The 19,034-nt window shown below is 59.9% G+C and carries 15 protein-coding genes; 13 read left to right on the top strand and 2 right to left on the bottom strand.

Going from position 1 to position 19,034, the window contains the following annotated elements:
• The first annotated feature begins 26 nt into the window (after window positions 1–26).
• The 5 genes from GRI58_RS10840 to GRI58_RS10820 all read left to right on the top strand — a co-directional run bounded on the left by GRI58_RS10840 (window position 27) and on the right by GRI58_RS10820 (window position 6,812).
• A complete protein-coding gene (locus GRI58_RS10840) occupies window positions 27–902 on the top strand; it encodes a phosphorylase family protein (protein ID WP_160753629.1) in 876 nt (291 codons plus the stop codon).
• Complete coding sequence (gene glpD, locus GRI58_RS10835; RefSeq protein ID WP_160753628.1) at window positions 868–2,391, top strand: glycerol-3-phosphate dehydrogenase; 1,524 nt, start codon at window positions 868–870, stop codon at window positions 2,389–2,391. Before GRI58_RS10840 ends, glpD begins: the two co-directional genes overlap by 35 nt.
• Before the next feature lie 64 nt (window positions 2,392–2,455).
• Window positions 2,456–5,599 (top strand): bifunctional proline dehydrogenase/L-glutamate gamma-semialdehyde dehydrogenase PutA, encoded by a 3,144-nt coding sequence (gene putA, locus GRI58_RS10830; RefSeq protein ID WP_160753627.1) that lies wholly within the window; start codon window positions 2,456–2,458, stop codon window positions 5,597–5,599.
• A gap of 88 nt (window positions 5,600–5,687) precedes the next feature.
• Window positions 5,688–6,242, top strand: a complete 555-nt coding sequence (gene dcd, locus GRI58_RS10825; protein ID WP_160753626.1) for a dCTP deaminase — start codon at window positions 5,688–5,690, stop codon at window positions 6,240–6,242.
• Window positions 6,243–6,305: 63 nt separating this feature from the next.
• Window positions 6,306–6,812, top strand: a complete 507-nt coding sequence (locus GRI58_RS10820; protein WP_160753625.1) for a DoxX family protein — start codon at window positions 6,306–6,308, stop codon at window positions 6,810–6,812.
• A 9-nt stretch (window positions 6,813–6,821) separates the two neighbouring features.
• Here the strand turns inward: GRI58_RS10820 and GRI58_RS10815 are convergent, their stop codons facing one another.
• On the bottom strand, window positions 6,822–8,924 hold the full coding sequence (locus tag GRI58_RS10815) for a malate synthase G (protein WP_160753624.1): 2,103 nt from the start codon (window positions 8,922–8,924) through the stop codon (window positions 6,822–6,824).
• A gap of 194 nt (window positions 8,925–9,118) precedes the next feature.
• On the opposite strand from GRI58_RS10815, the gene GRI58_RS10810 reads away from it, so the two are divergent.
• From GRI58_RS10810 to GRI58_RS10795, 4 genes are all read left to right on the top strand, one after another.
• A complete protein-coding gene (locus GRI58_RS10810) occupies window positions 9,119–9,679 on the top strand; it encodes an NADPH-dependent FMN reductase (RefSeq protein WP_160753623.1) in 561 nt (186 codons plus the stop codon).
• Between the two features lie 287 nt (window positions 9,680–9,966).
• Entirely contained in the window at window positions 9,967–11,223 is a 1,257-nt protein-coding gene (locus tag GRI58_RS10805) for a site-specific integrase (RefSeq protein ID WP_237452257.1), read from the top strand.
• Window positions 11,224–11,300: 77 nt separating this feature from the next.
• Window positions 11,301–13,235 (top strand): competence protein CoiA family protein, encoded by a 1,935-nt coding sequence (locus tag GRI58_RS10800; protein WP_160753621.1) that lies wholly within the window; start codon window positions 11,301–11,303, stop codon window positions 13,233–13,235.
• 213 nt (window positions 13,236–13,448) lie between these two features.
• Window positions 13,449–15,419: a tetratricopeptide repeat protein gene (locus tag GRI58_RS10795; protein ID WP_160753620.1), complete on the top strand. Its 1,971-nt coding sequence runs from the start codon at window positions 13,449–13,451 to the stop codon at window positions 15,417–15,419.
• Between the two features lie 177 nt (window positions 15,420–15,596).
• Here GRI58_RS10795 and GRI58_RS10790 read toward each other — a convergent pair whose 3' ends face one another.
• The gene (locus tag GRI58_RS10790; RefSeq protein WP_160753619.1) at window positions 15,597–16,040 is read right to left on the bottom strand and encodes an RrF2 family transcriptional regulator; all 444 of its coding nucleotides are present in this window, start codon (window positions 16,038–16,040) and stop codon (window positions 15,597–15,599) included.
• Window positions 16,041–16,129: 89 nt separating this feature from the next.
• On the opposite strand from GRI58_RS10790, the gene GRI58_RS10785 reads away from it, so the two are divergent.
• The 4 genes from GRI58_RS10785 to GRI58_RS10770 all read left to right on the top strand — a co-directional run bounded on the left by GRI58_RS10785 (window position 16,130) and on the right by GRI58_RS10770 (window position 18,960).
• Window positions 16,130–16,555: a group III truncated hemoglobin gene (locus GRI58_RS10785; protein ID WP_160753618.1), complete on the top strand. Its 426-nt coding sequence runs from the start codon at window positions 16,130–16,132 to the stop codon at window positions 16,553–16,555.
• On the top strand, window positions 16,552–16,848 hold the full coding sequence (locus GRI58_RS10780) for a TehB family protein (protein ID WP_160753617.1): 297 nt from the start codon (window positions 16,552–16,554) through the stop codon (window positions 16,846–16,848). Before GRI58_RS10785 ends, GRI58_RS10780 begins: the two co-directional genes overlap by 4 nt.
• Window positions 16,849–16,920: 72 nt before the next feature.
• The gene (hmpA, locus tag GRI58_RS10775; protein ID WP_160753616.1) at window positions 16,921–18,132 is read left to right on the top strand and encodes an NO-inducible flavohemoprotein; all 1,212 of its coding nucleotides are present in this window, start codon (window positions 16,921–16,923) and stop codon (window positions 18,130–18,132) included.
• A gap of 108 nt (window positions 18,133–18,240) precedes the next feature.
• Window positions 18,241–18,960 (top strand): HPP family protein, encoded by a 720-nt coding sequence (locus GRI58_RS10770; RefSeq protein WP_160753615.1) that lies wholly within the window; start codon window positions 18,241–18,243, stop codon window positions 18,958–18,960.
• Window positions 18,961–19,034 lie beyond the last annotated feature (74 nt).

Raw genomic sequence — 19,034 nt, 5'->3', positions numbered from 1 at the left:
CCGGCGCATTGTTTAAGGAGAGTCGCATGAGCGACGAATGGGTGCTGGGCATTATCGGTGGATCGGGGCTGTATGCCATCGATGCGCTGGAAGATGCCCAGTGGATTGCGGTCAAATCGCCCTGGGGCGAACCCTCGGACGAGATTCTGTGCGGGCGGATCGGCAATGTGAAACTGCGCTTCCTGCCGCGCCACGGCCGTGGCCATCGGATCGCGCCCGAAGCGATCGATGCGCGCGCCAATATCGATGCGCTCAAGCGCGCGGGCTGCACGGATATCCTCGCTATTTCCTCGGTCGGTTCGCTCAACGACAAGTTCGCTCCGGGCACCTTCGTTACGGTCGATCAGTTCATCGATTTCACCCGCGGTCGTGCATCCAGTTTCTTCGGTAGCGGCTTCGTCGGCCATGTCTCGATGGCCGATCCGGTGTGCCCGCGCCTCTCCGCCAAGGCCGCAGAGGCCGTGGCCGAAGCCGGCGGCAATATTGCGCTCAAGGCGACCTATCTCGCGATGGAAGGCCCGCAATTCTCGACCCGTGCGGAAAGCAGGCTCTATCGACAGTGGGGCGCCGATCTGGTCGGCATGACCGCAATGCCCGAGGCCAAGCTCGCCCGCGAGGCCGAATTGCCCTATGCCCTGCTCGCCATGGTAACCGACTGGGACAGCTGGCGCGAGGACGAGGCGGCGGTCAACGTCGATGCCATCGTCGCGCAGATGCAGGACAACTCCGAACTGGCGCGCAAGACGATAGAAAAGCTGGTCGCACTGCTGCCCGCCGAGCGGCCTGCATCGCCGATCGACTTCGCACTCGACGATGCGGTCATTACCAATCCGGAAAAGTTCGATTCCGACCTCATTACCAAGCTCGATGCCGTCGCGGGGAGACTGTTTGGCCACAGATGACCTTCTGGACCTGCTCGTCATCGGAGGGGGCGTCAACGGCACCGCAATCGCGCGCGATGCCGCAGGACGCGGCCTGTCCGTCATGCTTTGCGAAAAGGATGATCTGGCCGGGCATACCTCCTCGGCCAGTACCAAGCTGATCCACGGCGGATTGCGCTATCTTGAGCAGTTCGAATTTCGGCTGGTGTCCGAAGCCCTGCACGAGCGGGAGGTGCTGCTGAAGGCCGCACCGCACATCATCTGGCCGCTGCGGTTCGTTCTGCCTTACGATCGGGGTATGCGCCCGCGCTGGATGCTGCGGCTGGGGCTGTTTCTCTACGATCACATCGGCGGGCATCGCTCTCTTCCGGGGAGCGACGCGGTCAAGCTGACCGAGCCGCCGCATCGCACGGTCTTGCAGGACCGCTTTACGCGCGGTTTCGCCTATTCTGACTGCTGGGTCGAAGATGCGCGGCTGGTGGTGCTGAATGCGCTCGATGCGCAGGAACGCGGCGCGGAAATCGCCACGCGTTGCGAATGTGTTGCGCTTGAGCGCCTGCCGGACCGCTGGCGCGCGCAATTGCGTGACGGCGATGGGCATGAACGAACAGTCGAAGCAAGGGTGCTGGTCAACGCCAGCGGGCCATGGGTCGACGGGGTGGCGCAGATGGCGCTCGGCCGCGGCACCAAGGCGCATCTACGGCTGGTCAAAGGCAGTCATATCGTCGTCCCGCGCAAATACCCCGGCGATCATGCCTACATCCTGCAACAACCCGACAAGCGGATCGTCTTCGCCATCCCCTATGAGCGCGACTACACGCTGATCGGTACGACCGACCTGCTGTACGAGGATAACCTCGACACAGTCGAAATCAGCGAAGCGGAAATGGATTATCTCATCGCCGCAGCAGGGCGGGCGTTTCGCAGCGGCATCGCGCGCGATGAAATCATCTGGAGCTACGCCGGAGTGCGCCCGCTCTATGAGGACAAGGCCGCGCGCGATTCCACCGTTACGCGTGACTATGTGTTCGAACTGGACGAGCGCAAGGGCGCGCCAGTATTGTCGATCTATGGCGGCAAGCTCACCACCCATCGGCGGCTGGCCGAACATGCGCTCAAGAAGCTGAAGCGGCACCTTCCCGGCAAACCGTGGACAGCTCAATCCCGCCTTCCGGGAGGCGAGATGGACGATTTTGCGCAATTCCTGTGGCAGGCCAGCGAGCGGTTCGACTGGGTGCCGCCCGAAATGCTGCAGAGACTCGCCCGCGCCTATGGCACGCGGATAGATGAGGTGATCGGCAAGGCGCGATCGCTGGCCGATCTGGGCGCGCATTTCGGCGGCGATCTCTACGAGGCGGAACTCGCCTATCTGCGCGACGTTGAATTTGCACGTAGCGCCGAGGACGTGCTGTGGCGGAGGAGCAAGCTGGGCCTGCATCTACCCGCCGAAAGCACCACGCGTATCTCGGCGTGGTTCGCGAAGCAGCCGGAGCGATCCGACTTCGCTTGATCGCCCGTTGCGGGCGGTCCAAGGGGCGCGGACGATTCGATCACTCCTGCCGACCGGACCATTTATGCTGCAAAACACATCTCTCGCCGCTGTCGATCGCCTTGCCATGCGTCAGGCCTATCGCATGGAAGAGGAGGCGTGTGTCGCCCAACGGATGCAGGAAGCAGCGGCGGCAAGCGCTCTACACGACAAGGCCCAGGCGCTGGCGATCCAGCTGATCGAAGGCGCGCGGCGACGCAAGGCAAGCGGCATCGACGCGTTCCTGCAGCAGTTCGGGCTCGGCACCGAGGAGGGCATCGCATTGATGTGCCTCGCCGAAGCGCTGCTGCGAGTACCCGATGCGCGGACCGCCGATGCGCTGATCCGCGACAAGATCGGCGAGATCGACTGGGCTGAACACCTCGGGGAAAGCAGCTCTACCTTCGTCAACGCGGCGACCTTCTCGCTGATGCTGACGGGCGAAGTGCTGGAGCGCCCACATGAGGCGCAGCGCGGGATGCGCAGCACGCTCAAGCGCGCGGTCGGTCGGCTGGGCGAGCCAGTGATCCGCAAGGCCACCTTGCAGGCGATGCGCATTCTGGGCGGCCAATTTGTGTTCGGACGGACGATGGACGAGGCGTTGAAGCGTGCCGCCCCCAACCGTGCGAAAGGGCTGACGCACAGCTACGACATGCTCGGCGAAGCGGCGATGACCTTCCCCCATGCCGAAAAATATCGGCAAGCCTATGAACGCGCGATCGAGCGCCTCGCCGCTGAATGTCGCGGCGGCATTACGACTTCACCCGGCGTTTCGGTGAAGCTGTCGGCGCTTTACCCCAAATACGATTACCTCCATCACGATGCCGCCGTGGCTGCGCTGGTCCCCGTCATTCGCGAGCTGGCGATCAAGGCGCGCGATGCCGACATGCATTTCACCGTGGATGCCGAAGAGGCCGAACGGCTCGAAATCTCGCTCGACATCATCGAACAGCTGGTTGCCGACGATGCGCTGTTCGATAATGGCACCGAAACGGGCTGGACCGGCTTCGGCCTTGCGATCCAGGCCTACCAGAAGCGCGCCGTGCCGCTGTGCCGCTGGACTGCGGAACTGGCAGAAAGGCATGGTCGCAGGTTGTTCGTGCGGCTGGTCAAGGGCGCTTATTGGGACACCGAGATCAAGCTGAGCCAGGTGGGCGGCCACACGGATTTCCCGGTGTTCACTCGCAAGGTCGCGACCGACGTTTCCTATCTCGCCTGCGCCAATATCCTGCTCGAAGCTGGCGATCATCTTTATCCGGCCTTTGCCACGCACAACGCCTATACCATCGGCTCGGTCAAGGCGCTGGCTGCCGAGCATGACCGGGAGGGCCGGTTCGAATTCCAGCGCCTGCATGGCATGGGCGAAGATGTTTACGAAACGCTCGCGAAGCTGGAAGGCAATGCCCGCACGCCGGTGCGCGTCTATGCCCCGGTCGGCTCGCACAAGGAACTGCTGGCATATCTGGTGCGCCGCCTGCTCGAAAACGGGGCCAATAGTTCCTTCGTCAACCGTATGGCCGATGCCGATGTCCCGGCGGTCGACCTCGCGGGCGACCCGGTGGCCGAGCTGGCCGCGCTCGAACCACGGCGCAATCCCACGATCCCGCTGCCCGCCGATATCTTCCCCGGACGGCGCAACAGTGCCGGGGTCGACCTGGCCGACCCGCTGGTACGCGAGCCGCTGCTCGAACGGCTGCGCAAGCTCGACGATCGCCAATGGCACGCCGAACCGACCTTCCGCCATCCGCATGAAGGCGAAACCGCGCCGATCACCATGCCGCAGGACCTGAGCCACGAAGTCGGCACGCGGCGCGATACGCTGCAGGCCGAAGTGGGCGAGGCGATTGCGCGTGCGAAGGAAGCGCAGCCTGCGTGGAACGCGCTGGGCGGGTCTCAGCGAGCGGTGTTGCTTGAACGCGCCGCCGATGCTTTCGAGGCGCACACTGACGAACTCATCAGCCTGTGCCAGCGTGAGGCGGGCAAGTCGCTCGTCGATGGCGTGCTGGAAGTGCGCGAGGCGGTCGATTTCCTGCGCTATTACGCCAACGAAGCGCGCGCGATGTTCGACCGTCCGCTGCTGCTGCCCGGGCCGACGGGTGAGGAGAACCGGCTGACGCTGGCTGGGCGCGGCGTCTTCGCGACGATCAGTCCGTGGAACTTTCCGCTGGCGATCTTCACCGGCCCGGCCGCGGCGGCGCTTGCAGCGGGCAATACGGTGGTTGCCAAGCCTGCCGAACAGACTCCGCTGATCGCCTCGCTGGCGGTCAAGCTGTGCCATGATGCGGGCATTCCGCGCGAAGTGTTCCAACTTCTGCCCGGAGCGGGTGACGTCGGCGGCTGGATCACTTCCGATCCGGGCCTTTCCGGGGTTGCCTTTACCGGCTCGACGGACACCGCCCACGCCATCAATCGCGCACTGGCCGCTCGCGATGGCGCGATAGCCACATTCATCGCCGAAACCGGCGGTCAGAACGCGATGATCGTCGACAGCTCCGCGTTGCCCGAGCAGGTAACGCGCGACGTCATCGCCTCCGCATTCCAGAGCGCGGGACAGCGCTGTTCGGCTTTGCGCGTACTGTACCTTCAGGACGACGTTGCCGACGAGATGCTGGAAATGATCCGTGGCGCCTTCGAGGCATTGACGATCGGCGATCCGGAAGACCTTGCGACCGATGTTGGCCCGGTGATCGACCCCGATGCCAAGGCCGCGCTCGAACGCCATATCGCGCGGCGCAAGCGTGGTGGCTCGACGGTCTGGCGGCGCAAGCTGGATGGATCGCTGGCGCATGGATGCTTTGTCGCGCCGACGATTATCGAGGTCGATTCGATCCTCGATTTGAAGCGCGAGAATTTCGGACCGGTGCTGCACGTCGCGCGTTTCCCGGCGAGCGGCCTCGAACAGGTCGTCGATGACATCAACACCGTCGGTTACGGGCTGACGCTGGGGCTTCACAGCCGGATCGAGGCGACCCGTCGGACGGTTGAGGCGCGCGCACGGGTCGGGAACTTCTATGTGAACCGCAACCAGATCGGCGCGGTCGTCGAAAGTCAGCCGTTCGGCGGCGAAGGGCTTTCGGGCACCGGACCCAAGGCAGGCGGCCCTCATTACGTTGCGCGCTTTGCCACCGAACGGGTCGTATGCATCGACACGACCGCAGCGGGAGGCAACGCCACGCTTCTGGCGGGCTAGATCTCGCGCTTACCGAATGTGCAAGTGTCGGCGGATAAGCGCATTGGTGCGCTTGCCCGCGCGACGCTGCTCGGCAATCACAGCGGACATGGCGATACTCAACGACCGATGGATTCGCGAAGCGGCTGAGAGCCGCGGCATGATCGAACCTTTCGTCGAGGCGCAGCGCCGCGACGGCTGCATCTCCTATGGCCTGTCGAGCTATGGCTATGACGCACGCGTCGCCGACGAGTTCAAGATATTCACCAACGTCGACAATGCGGTGGTCGACCCGAAGAATTTCGCCGACACCAGTTTCGTCGATCGCAAGACCGATGTCTGCGTAATCCCACCCAACAGTTTCGCGCTGGCGCGCACGGTCGAATATTTTCGCGTGCCGGAAGATGTGCTGGTGATCTGCCTTGGCAAGAGCACATATGCTCGCTGCGGAATCATCGTCAACGTCACCCCGCTTGAACCGGGTTGGGAAGGCCATGTGACGCTGGAGTTCTCCAACACCACCCCGCTGCCGGCGAAAATCTACGCCAATGAAGGCGCGTGCCAATTCCTGTTCCTGCAAGGCAATGAACGGCCAGAGGTCACTTATGCCGACCGGGCGGGCAAATATATGGGACAGCGGGGGGTGACGCTACCGCGTCTTTAAGCGGCATCGCGGAACCCGCCGCGAGGTTGCGGATTGCGTTAGGCAATAAGGGGAGAGTGCGTGATGGCGACTTTGGCGGCAATTATCGGGCGTATCTGCATTGCGGTGCTGTTTGTGCTCGCGGGCATCGGCAAGCTGATGGATCCGGCGGGAACGGCGCAATACATCAGCGCACATACCACTTTCTCAGGACAGCTCGCCGTGCCTGCCGGGGTGTTCGAGATCGTTGCCGGCCTGGTCCTGGCAAGCGGCTTCATGACGAGGCTGGCAGCCGTGGTGCTGATCGGCTTCACTGCCTTCGTCACCGTGCTGTTCCACAATCAGATCACCGACCCGCAGGTTGCGCAGCAGGCGCTCAAGAACCTTGCGATCATCGGTGGCCTGCTGATGGTCTTCGCCTATGGGCAGGTGCGCGGAACGCTCGGCAGCTGGCGCGAACGCGACCGGGCGCATGATGCCGAAGTCCGTGCCGCGCGCGCCGAGGGACGGGCGGAAGGCGCAGAGCACGTCGCCACGCACGACACGGCCGTTGTGCATGAGGAGCGACCGGTGGATCGGCCGCGCCTCTAACGCAGGGTTCTAGTGCCGCGCTTTCACCTTGAGGCGATATTGGTGGAGTAGCGGTTCGGTATAGCCATTGGGCTGCATCAAACCTTCAAACACCAAGGCGCGCGCTGCCTGATAGGCAAGGCTGCCCGCCGGATCGGCTGCCATCGGACGGTAGGCCGGATCGCCCGCGTTCTGCGCATCGACCTTGGCTGCCATGCGCAGCATCACTGCGTCGACTTCTTCTGGTATGGTGACGCCGTGCAGCAGCCAGTTGGCGATGTGTTGCGATGAAATGCGCAAGGTCGCGCGGTCCTCCATCAGACCGACGTCATGGATGTCGGGCACCTTCGAACATCCGACACCCTGATCGACCCAGCGCACGACATAGCCCAGGATGCCCTGCGCGTTGTTCTCCAGCTCGGCGACCACTTCATCTTCCGACCAGTTGATACCGCCTGCGACCGGGATTGTCAGCAAGTCGGCGAGCGGCGCGATGCCTTCGCCGCGCCGTTCGTCCTGCCGCGCAAAGACATCGACCGTGTGATAATGCGTTGAGTGGAGCGTTGCCGCGGTGGGCGAAGGCACCCAGGCGCAGTTCGCCCCGGTCTTGGGGTGGCCAATCTTCTGGTCGAGCATATCGGCCATGCGGTCAGGCATCGCCCACATGCCCTTACCGATCTGTGCCTTGCCCGAAAGCCCGCAGGCGAGCCCGATCTGGACGTTGCGATCCTCGTAGGCGGCGATCCATGGGGTATTCTTTATTGCCCCCTTGCGCAGCATCGGGCCGGCCTGCATCGCCGTGTGCATCTCATCACCGGTACGATCGAGAAAGCCGGTGTTGATGAACATGATGCGGTCCTTCACCGCATGGATGCAGGCGGCCAGGTTGGCGCTGGTACGGCGTTCCTCGTCCATCACGCCGACCTTGATCGTATGGCGTTCCAGCCCCAGCAGATCCTCCACCGCATCGAACAGGTCGTTGGTGAAGGCGCATTCCTCCGGCCCATGCATCTTGGGCTTCACGATATACACCGAACCTGTCCGGCTGTTGCCGACGCCGCCATTACGCTTGAGATCGTGCAGCGCGATCAGGCTGGTGAAGATCGCATCCATGATCCCCTCGGGTGCCTCGCTGCCATCGGGCAGCAGGATCGCGGGATTGGTCATGAGATGCCCGACATTACGGACCAGCAATAGGCTGCGGCCATGAAGGGTGACAGGCGATCCGTCGGGCCCGGTATAGGCCCGGTCGGGATTGAGTTTCCGCGTTACCGACTTGCCGCTCTTCTCGAATGTATCCTCGAGATCGCCCTTCATCAGGCCGAGCCAGTTGCGATAGGCGAGGACCTTGTCCTCTGCATCGACCGCGGCGACCGAATCCTCGCAATCGCAGATCGTGGAGACCGCGCTTTCGAGAATCACATCGGCCACGCCCGCCGGATCGTCCTTGCCGATGGGATGCGACCGATCGATCACGACTTCGATATGCAGGCCATTGTTGACCAGCAGCAGATTGTCGCTTGCATGACCGACGAGCTGGTCGGGGTTCCTCAGCTTGGGCGAGCTGCCATCCCAGTCGGCCCACGAGCCCCCGGCGAGCGGCACGGCATCGTCGAGGAATTGGCGCGCCCATGCGATCACCTTGGCTCCGCGCTCGGGATCGTAGCCGCCGCCAGCGGCCTCACCCGGGATCGCATCGGTGCCATACAGCGCATCATACAGGCTCCCCCAGCGCGCATTGGCCGCGTTGAGCAGGAAGCGTGCATTGAGGATCGGGACCACCAGCTGCGGCCCGGCAATCGTTGCCAGTTCCGCATCGACATTGCGCGGGTCGACCGAGAAAGGCTCTGGCTCGGGCACCAGATAGCCCAGTTCGGTCAAAAACCCGCGATAGGCGTTCATATCGGCGATGGGGCCGGGGTTCTGCTTGTGCCACGCATCCAGTGCCGCCTGAATGCCATCGCGCTTTGCCAGCAATTCGCGATTGCGCGGGGCGAAGCGGGCGAAGATATCCGCTGCACCTGCCCAGAATGCGTCCGACGCAATTCCCGTTCCGGGGAGCGCCTCATCCTCGATAAAGCGCAGCAGCTCGGGCGCAATTGTCAGCTTGGTGGCAACGGTATTGGCGGTCACGTCATTCGGCTCCGTTCAGATTCAGTCACGTACCAGATGCTGCTAGCATCATCTCGGCGAATCCCCGGGGGAGGAGGAGCGGTGTCCGGACATAGCCGAGATCGCGCCTTTGTCGACCCTTTCGACCGGCACACGCCTTGAAATGGGATGGCAAAGCGTGTCAGCGGGGAAGCCATGCATAAGGACAGCTTCGCATGAGCCTGATTGTCGGAATTGGCGGAACCACGCGCCCGGGCAGCAGCACCGAGGCCGCATTACGGCTCGCCTGCAATGCCGCCTCGACCGGCGGTGAAGAGGTGCGCATTTTCGATGGCGCCTATATGTGCAGCCTGCCGTTCTATCGCGGACCCGGCTGGACGCCTGACTCGGGCAGGGAGATGATCGACGCGATCCGCCAGAGCGACGCGCTCATCATCGCTTCGCCCGGCTATCACGGCACAGTGTCGGGTGTGCTGAAAAACGCGCTCGACTACATCGAGGATCTTGCACAGGACGAGCGCGTGTACCTCCACGACCGCCCGGTCGGCCTGATCGTCACCGCCTTCGGTCATCAGGCAGCAACCAGCGCGATGATCACCCTGCGCACCATCGTCCACTCGCTGCGCGGCTGGCCGACACCTTTCGGCGCGGCTTTAAAGGTGGACGGTTCGACCTTCGCTCAGGATGGCACCTGCTACGATTCCGACGTGTGCAGCCAGCTCGAACTGGTGGGTTCGCAACTGCGCCATATCTTTACGGGCAGTTTGTCGGGCTGAGGCAAGCGACCTCGCCGCAATGCGGCCGCCAAGGCTAAATTTATCTGGAAACAATGGAGCGGGCGAAGGGATTCGAACCCTCGACCCCAACCTTGGCAATCTTGTCAATGCACCTTTCCGGTGCTACGCTACAGAACGCCAGAATGCTCCATAATAGATTGATCTTATTATAGATTATTAGCGCCACCTACGCTATAGATATCCCAGAACCAGCCGCCAGTTTTCACTCATGGTGTTGACCATGTGTTGACCGAGGCCAACCGGATATCGCGCCAATGCCCGCAAATTTGAGAGTTCGACTGACAAAGACAATTGTCGATTCTTCGGCACCCGGAGCCAAGCGCTATACAGTCTGGGATAGCGATCTGGCAGGCTTTGCTGTCCGTATTGAACCGAGCGGAACAAAGAGCTTTGTAGTCCGATACCGTGCTGATGGTGGCGGTCGTACTGCGCCGCAGCGCTTTGTAACAATTGGTCGTTTCGGAAATCTGACTGTCGAGGAAGCCCGCAAGAAGGCCAAGAAGGTCCTCGGACAAATTGCTGTCGGCGAAGATCCGGCAGCTGAACGAAATTCCAAGCGACGGGAAATGAAAATCGCCGCGCTGGTTGACCTCTATGAGGAGGAAGGCTGCTACATCCAGCGCGGCATTCGCCAGGGTGAGCCAATGAAGCCCCTGACCAAGCAATATACGATTGGCCGTCTGCGCCACCATGTGGTCCGGCTGATCGGGCACAAGCGCATTACCGAGCTGAATGCTGGCGATGTCGAGCGCTTCTTCAGAGACGTTGAAACGGGAAAGTCCCGCAAAGACGAGAAGGTCGGGCACCGCAAGCGCATCGTCGTGCGCGGCGGCCCCGGGGCCGCTCGCAAGGTCTTCCGTGATCTGTCAGCCATGTACAGTTTCGCCGTGCGTCGCGGGCTGGTTGATGCCAACCCTTGTGACAAGGCAGTGGTCAAAAAGACCGACGGTCGCCGGACCCGCTTCCTGTCGCTCGCCGAAGTGCGGAAGCTGGGTGAAGCTTGCGATGCGCTGGAAGAAGAGGGTTTGAATGTCAAAGCGCTCAACATCACTCGCCTCTGGATCCTGACCGGCTGTCGCCGGCAGGAAATCGTCGAGCTCAAATGGGACGAAGTCGATTTTGAGCGTGGCCTTATGAGACTTGCTGACACAAAAACCGGACAATCAGTTCGCCCTCTGTCCGGCGCAACAGCAGCCATGCTGCGCTCTATCGCGCGAACTGACGGAAGTGACTACGTTTTCCCGGCCGATAGTGGCGAAGGCTATTTCCAGGGAACGAAGAAACTCTGGCCCAAGATCGTCGCCAAGGCCGGACTGAAAGACGTAACGCCGCACACATTGCGCCACACAATTGGTGCGATCGCCACATCGAGCGGTGAAGCGCTTGCCATGACCGGCGCTATCCTCGGCCATGCCAACATGCGCTCGACCATGATCTATGCCCACATCGACTATGATCCCATGAAACAGGCTGCGGATCGGGTCGGAGACAAGATTGCATTGGCGCTTGGCAAGGCAGCCTGACCCATGAGTGAATATAGCTTCCAGAGCGGAATTAAGCCTAAAAGAAGTGCCGCAAGATCAAGCGATGAACCAACTTCATGTCCAAGCCGAACCCACTAGGATTCAAGGATCATAGCCCGTTTTCGGGATTCAGTGACGAACTGATCTATGGCGTCGGCGCAGATGGCCAGACGATACACATCTCCGAGGTAGATCGCGGCCTTGCCTGCAAATGCCAGTGTCCTGCATGCGATCATGTTCTGATTGCGAAGAAGGGCAAGAAACAGGCGCATCACTTCGCGCACTACAATGCGGGAGGGAGCTGCAAGCACGTCGCCGAAACCAACGCACATATCTGGGCAAAGGACGTTCTTGAGCGAGAAAAGCGATTGGTAATTCCGGCGGTCATTGCCGAACACAATGGGAATACACACGAGGTAAGCCCTGCAAAAATCCATGAATTTGCACACACACGGCTCGAAAAGCGGCTTGGCACAATCGTGCCTGACGTAATTCTTGAAACCGCAAGTGGAGCACAACTGATTGTCGAGGTTCGCGTCACACATGCCAGCGAGGAAGCCAAACTCGAAACTCTTCACCGGGACAATCTGTCTGCAATCGAGATTGATCTTCGCCGCTTTCGAACATCATCCGACCGCCAAGCGGTCGAAGAAGCACTTCTGACAGATGCGCCAAGGGAGTGGCTTAGCAATGCCAAACAGGCCAAATTTGACGAGCGCCTGCGCAACCGGATCGAGGCTGCCGAGGCCAGAAAGGCAAAGGAAGCAGAAGCGCGCGCCAAACGGCTGGAATTGGCCGAGCAGGAGAAAGAACGCCGCGCAAAAGAGCAACTGGAGCGATCAGTGCGCACGCTCACACAAGCCATTCGCAATCAGTCAGAATTTGACCAAGAGCTGCCCGACTTTGTCGACGGGATCATGCAAGAGTTCGGTGGGATTAACTGGTCTGATGCGCAGGCTCTCGGCTTCTGCGTCGACCAGCGGGTTTGGCAGGCTGAGCTCATCCTGAAATATCTCACCTATCCCAATGCACTTGAATATCACGGCTTCGACGAAATCACTGTCAGAGACGCAATGAGGGCCATTGATCACTGTCTCATTCCGGCATTCCGGCAAGCGATCCCGTCGCCAGTTCGCACACGGCTCCGCGAGACTTGGCCTCGCGCCCGGGTGCCTGAAGAAGCGATTGAGACATTCTTCGACTGGCTCGTTGCGGACGGCTACCTCACGCCGACGCGGGAGGGAGCTTACAGCCTAAACGAGGACTATGCTGACGCACTCCATGAGCGAGAAAGACACAGACAGGCGTATGAACGTCGCCTCGAAAATCTCCGCGGCCAAATTGGATCGATAATGAGCAAACTTCCTGCTCCAGAACAGGCCGGTTTCAATCAGGAGCTTTGGGAAAAAGCACCGCTGGGCGAATTTCGCGATTGTCCGGAGGCCCTGTGCCAGAAAGGTGACGAAATCTATCGCGAGTTCGAGCGGGCCATCAGGCAAATTGAACTCATGTTCGACGGTGGCGCGGCCGTAATCCGATTGCTTGGGCTGCCGCTCTCTGGCGAAGTCGAACGTGCCCATATTCGCGAACGAGATCGGAAGCTACGCGCTGCTGCTAACCGGCGGCAAAGCCTGACCGAGGCAGCACAATTGCAGTTGGAAGATGAGGCCCATGCTTGGCTGTCGGCACCATCAGAAGATGACGAAGAACTGAGCCGTATCGACCAAGCCGGACTTGATGATCTGTCCTATCAGCACGCGCGAGGGGAACTCGAGCGAGCAACAAAGGCAAGGCACGCAAGAATTCGCGCACAAAACGAAGCACTGTCATGCCAGGCTGAACTTCGAGAAGCTGCAGCAAAAGTCTATGATAAGGAGCGTCTGGAACTGTTCCTATCTGCATCCGACCCACGCATCGGCAAATCGCCGATCCAGCATTGCACAAACCAGCGCACACTCAGGGAATGTCTGGCCCTACTGCCCAAAAAACGTCGGGCCGAACGATCAAGGTAGCCATGTCTGGATTATCGCCCTCGCAGCGGCCCTTCTGGTTCTCAAGAATCAGCGCCAGCTGCGGGTACAAGAAAAGAGGAAAACCTTATCCGCACTAGTATAAAATGCTGCCCCAGCGGTCTGATCGCCTGACTTTTCCCAGTCATTCAAGAAACCTGATTCAGCACCTATATAGCAGGCATTCGCGCGCACCGACTAATTTGGACTTCCAGAATGTCTCACTTCGACGACCTCCCGAAACGCAGCACAAGCCATATCACAGAAGACAAGGCCGAAGCCGCATTCGGCAAATTCCTGTCTGTTTCTGAAGATTGTATTCTGCAGAAAGCTGTTCGGAAGGACTACGGAACAGATTGTGAAATCGAAGTCGTCGATCTGGGAAGAGCGACTAACGTCAAAATTCATGTCCAATTGAAGGGCACCGAAAAAGAATCCAACTCCGATGGCTCAATCAGCGTCGCTATTGACCGAGCGAACCTGAACTACCTGCTCATGCATCCCTATTCGCTGTTCGTTTGCTATCACGTAGCGACGGAAACGCTTTGGGCGCGCACAACCGAAAGCGTGCTGCGACAGTATGAACATGCAAACCCAGACTGGGCGACGCAACAAACACTGACGGTCAATTTTACCGAGAAGCTTACCTCTGAACGCCTGCGCAAATTTACCGAGCTAGCCAAATCGGTCGCGTTTTCATCACGCGACAAAAGGGTCGAGCAAATGGCCGCTATGGCCGACGAGATTCCTGACGTGATTAGGCGCGCATTGCCCGACCTGCACATTGGGGATCACGCGCAAGAGACGGCGGATGTGTTGGCGCAACTCTACGAGAGCGGTGACGATGAACTTGTCAGCGCCAGTTTTGGCCGGTTTGCAGCGGTGCTTAACGCCGATCACGATGCGATGGGTTATGCTTATATGGCCGAGATCAATCTTGGCATGGCTGGCAGGGAACCCAATTCCGAACGGATCACTGCAGGTATGGCTCACTTCGCGTCTCGGATCGGACTGGGTCGCTATCACGACGCAAGCCTGCATTACACTGTCGGAAACGGGCTTGCCGCACTGGGAAGGGATAAGGAGGCTGCAGCCGAATACAAAAAGGCTCTGGAAAATCCCGGCGCCTCTCCCGATGCACAGCTTCTTGCTCAGACGCATAAAAACCTCGGATCAAGCTTGGAAATACTGGGAGAAGAGGAACAGGCCGCCGATCATTACCGCGAAGCGCTCAGATTAAGCCCAAACCTTGCCGAGGCGCATCATGCGCTGGCGAACTATCACCACCGACATGGAAACTACCAAGAGGCGCTTGACCATTTCGACAAGGTCGTTTTTCTCAACGATAGTCTAGGAAAGCAGGCATCTGTTGCAGGTTGGAGAATCAACGTTCTGTTCCAGCTAGGGGACGCAAAAGGCGCGTTCCGTGAAATCAACAGGCTGATAGTTGATGCTAACGCCCACAAATGGATCTGGCCGTGGTGCGCCAGGCAGCTGGCAATCTTTGGACGCGCATCGGACGAAAATGCCCGACTTGCCCTCACATTCTGGGATCGGTTCCTTACTGCGCATCCGCATCATCCGATTGGCAAGCGAGAGCAGTTGCTAGCCAAATTCTATCTGCGGGCGGCAGGCGAAGATCCCAGATCGACATATTCCGAAATCAAAGTCGAGCTCGAAACCGGAATGCAAGACATTGAAACAGAAGCGTGCGCTTTCTTGTGGGACCGGCTTGGACATTGGGCACAAGATGAGGAAAACTGGAGCGAGGCGGAATACTGTTACCGCCAAGCTTATGATCTTGCAGGCGGGCACTATGGCTACTGCCTAGGGACTGCCCTTAATTTTCTCGGACGGTGCGAGGAAAGCCTTCCGATCCTGCAAGAGCAAGCCGACGCGCTTCAGCCAGATGCCATGAGCTGGTTCCAGGTCGCCGCGGCCAATGAAAAGCTGGGTCAAACAGAGGAATCCATTGAGGCCTACCGAAAAGCGCTCTCGCTCGACCCGGAATATGCACTTGCATGGTTCAACCTGGGAGGAGTTTATTGGAACAGCGGCGACATGGAGACTGCGAGCGAAATCTGGCAAGCAGCGGTCGAACAGTTCCCCGAGCATGAACTTGTTCATCGGCTGAGATCAGAGAACCCGTTTGGACTTGTACCGGTTTCCTCAAAATTGGGATCGTAAGCGTCCAGAAAAACGAGAGGCTATTCAGCGCTCGTTTTTTGAGGGTGTGACCTGACCCCCAGCTTCCCCCAGCTGGGATCAGAGCCGAGCCGCTTTGTTGCGCATGAGGCAGTTGAAGCAATGGGCTGCGTAGCGGAGCCCCTGAATGGCCATTAAGAAAGTAACAGCGAGATCGGGTTAACCATCATTAGACCGTCGCTTCCCCGCGACATGCAGCAGGTGGGTAAAGTCGCCTTTTCTCGCCAGCACATCGGCTAATGAATATTGGCCAAGTACGCCAAGGAATGCCGCCAGCGCTTCGTCCAGCACGCTGGTGAGGCCGCAGGCAGGGGCGATAATGCACGATCCACATTCAACCAGATCGAAATCATCTTCGGTGTGCTGGATCAGCTCGCCCACGTTGATCTGGGCCGCTGGCCTTGCCAGCCTAACCCCACCCGATCGGCCTCTTACGCTTTCAAGATAGCCAGAATTGACCAAGTCGTTGACCACTTTCATCAGATGATTATGCGAGATTGCATAGGCCCGCGCGATCTCTGAAATCGGCGTCAGGCGATCGGGCCGGGCTGCCAGATAGAGCAGCACGCGCATGGCAAAATCGCTGTAACGGGTCAGCCGCAAAGCTCGTCACTCCAATTGATGTATTCTCGTTGCATGTTTTTGCCTGCCCGGATAGATGTATTACCAGTACATGATTTGGAGTCGCGGCGATGCAGCTTGCAAAACTGGATGATGATGGCCTCGCCAGTCTGGTCGAGGCGTTTTATGCCCGCGTTCGGGCCGACGAGATGCTCGGCCCGATTTTCAACGACACGATCAGGGACTGGCCGGAGCATTTGCACAAGCTGACTGACTTCTGGTCTTCGGTGATGCTGACAAGCGGCCGTTACAAGGGCCAGCCGGTGCCTGCGCACTTAAAGCACAAATCGCGCATTACGCCTGAACTGTTCGAACATTGGCTGGCGCTGTGGGCCGAAACAACCAATGCCATGATGGATCCGGAAGCCGCGCATGCCTTGCAGAAAAAGGCCGCACGGATCGCGCAAAGCCTGCAACTTGCGATGTTCTTCCGCATTGATGGTCCGATGCGCCAAGACGCCAACACCAGCGCGGTTGAATCGGTCAACGCCCGATGACCAGTGTAGGCAAAGCCTCTGGCGGGCCGCAGCCCTATCGTTCGACCCCGGTGTTCGATTCTGATTCGCTTCCCAAGGCCTTGCGCGCACGGCACGATACCAAGGCCGGCGTCTGGGGCCATATCTGCGTGCTGGAAGGCAGGCTGAAACTGACGGTTCTGGACCCGCCGGGCGAAAGCATTCTGGAACCGGGACGCCCCGGCATCGTGCTTCCACAGCAGCCACATTTCGTCACTCCGCTGGGAGAAATGCGGATGCAGGTCCATTTCTACACCGAGCCACCTCCCGCCTGATCGCGGCCGCCCACCTGAACCCATTTCGGCCAGCCATTCTTACTTCCACAATTCAAATCAACAGGAGTTATCATGTCACAAACGCTCAGCGAGCAGACAATCGCGCTGGTCAAGGCCACAGTTCCCGCGCTTGAGGCCCACGGTCTTGCCATCGTCAACGAAATGTATGCGCGGATGTTTGAAAACCCCGATATTCGCGATCTGTTCAACCAGTCGCATCACGGCGATGCAGGCTCTCAGCCAAGGGCGCTGACCAGCGCGATCCTTGCCTATGCCAGCAATATCGAAAATCTCGCGGCGCTGGCGCCAGCGGTGGAGCGGATCGCGCAAAAGCATGTAGGCCTGCAAATTCTGCCAGAACATTATCCGCATGTCGGCGCGGCCCTGCTCGGCGCGATCAAAACTGTGCTGGGCGATGCCGCCACGCCCGAAATCATGGCCGCCTGGGAAGAGGCTTATGGATTTCTCGCAGGAATCCTGATCGCCCGCGAAAGCGCCGTCTATTCCGAACAGCGGGAGGCCGACGGTGGCTGGAACGGCTGGCGCGATTTTGCCGTGGACGAGGTGATCGAGGAAAGCAGTGTTATCAAATCGTTCGTTTTGCACCCGGCGGATGGAAAATCCGTGATGCGCCATCTGCCCGGCCAGTATCTGACATTCTGGCTGGAAATCCCCGGCCATCCCCCGGTCAAGCGCAATTATTCGATATCCAGCGCGGCCAATGGCGAAACTTACCGCATTTCGGTGAAGCGGGAACCGCACGGGCTCGCATCGGGCTGGCTGCATGACGCAGCAAAGCCGGGAACAATCCTCAAGGTTGCACCGCCCGCTGGCGAATTCTTCCTTGAAGGTCGCCCGATGCGCCCGGTGGTGCTGCTGTCTGGTGGTGTCGGCCTGACGCCGATGGTCGCTATGCTCGAAACGCTCGCCGCGCAGGATGGCATGGTGCCTGTCCAGTACATCCACGGAACGCATGACCGTGAAACCCATGCGATGCGCGGCCATGTGCGTGCGCTGGCGGCTGCCAATCCGTCGATCACAATCACGGATTTCCATCAGACTCCGCTAGCCGATGAAACTCGCGGACAGGATTATGACCATGCGGGCATCATCACCGATGAATGGCTGATTGCGAATACTCCGGTCAGTCAGGCGGACTTTTTCATCTGCGGTCCGCGTCCGTTTCTGAGAGCGGCTGTTTCTGCCCTCTCTCTGGCCGGGGTTGCAGCGCAGCATATCCACTATGAATTCTTTGGGCCAGCTGACGAAATGCTGGCCGCCTAGTTCGATCCGGCATACCGGCCCCAACAAAGGGCTGCGTCCTTGTGGTGCAGCCCTTTGTCGTGCGTCATTCTTGCGTTGTGGTGCTGGGTAAATTCTTGAAAGTCCGCTGTGATTGAATTTCTGACTTCGCGTTCGGCAGCGCTATTGCCGCAGAAAGTAACCGGGCATTTGGGCTGGCTGCGCGGTGCAATTGGTGCAGCGCTGGGGATTGCCTGTGCAGGCGCGATAACGGCACTGGTGCTGAAGACAGGGTCGGTGGGATCGGGCAATCTCGCCTTTGCATGGCTGGTCGCACCGATGGGCGCGAGCGCGGTTTTGGTGTTTGCGGTTCCGGCAAGTCCGCTGGCGCAGCCCTGGCCATTGATTGGCGGCAATCTTCTCTCCACCGCAATAGGGCTCGGTTTTGGGCAATATCTGGGCTCCCCCTTGCTGGCGACCTCATTCGGCGTGGGGACCGCTATCGCGGTGATGTCGCTCGCCCGCTGCCTACATCCGCCGGGCGGTGCTTGTGCGTTGCTGTGCGCCTTGGGAGCGACGGGAAGCGAGGCCTGGGGATGGGACCATATGCTGCCAATCGTCTTCAATGTGATCGTAATCGCGTTGGCAGGCTGGCTGTACAACAATCTCACCGGTCATTCATGGCCGCATAAGGCCAAACTTTCCCCTGCTGTCCGCACATCGCCCGATATACCATCTACGCACGAGGCGCTTGAAGAGGTGCTGGCCGAATGGAACGAAGTGCTCGACGTGGATGTTGATGATCTCGATGCCCTGTTCCAGGCGCTTCGCCGCCGGATAAACTTACGGAATTCAAAGAAAGCTGAATGACTGACCGACCGCCGCCAACAGATTCATCGCGTGGGGCTGAAGCCATCACTATAGGTATGTCGGTGGAGATGGCT

Origin of the sequence: Qipengyuania algicida (assembly GCF_009828025.1) — a bacterium.
In the GTDB taxonomy this organism is placed as follows: domain Bacteria; phylum Pseudomonadota; class Alphaproteobacteria; order Sphingomonadales; family Sphingomonadaceae; genus Qipengyuania; species Qipengyuania algicida.
This window is presented reverse-complemented; position numbering and strand designations above follow the sequence as displayed.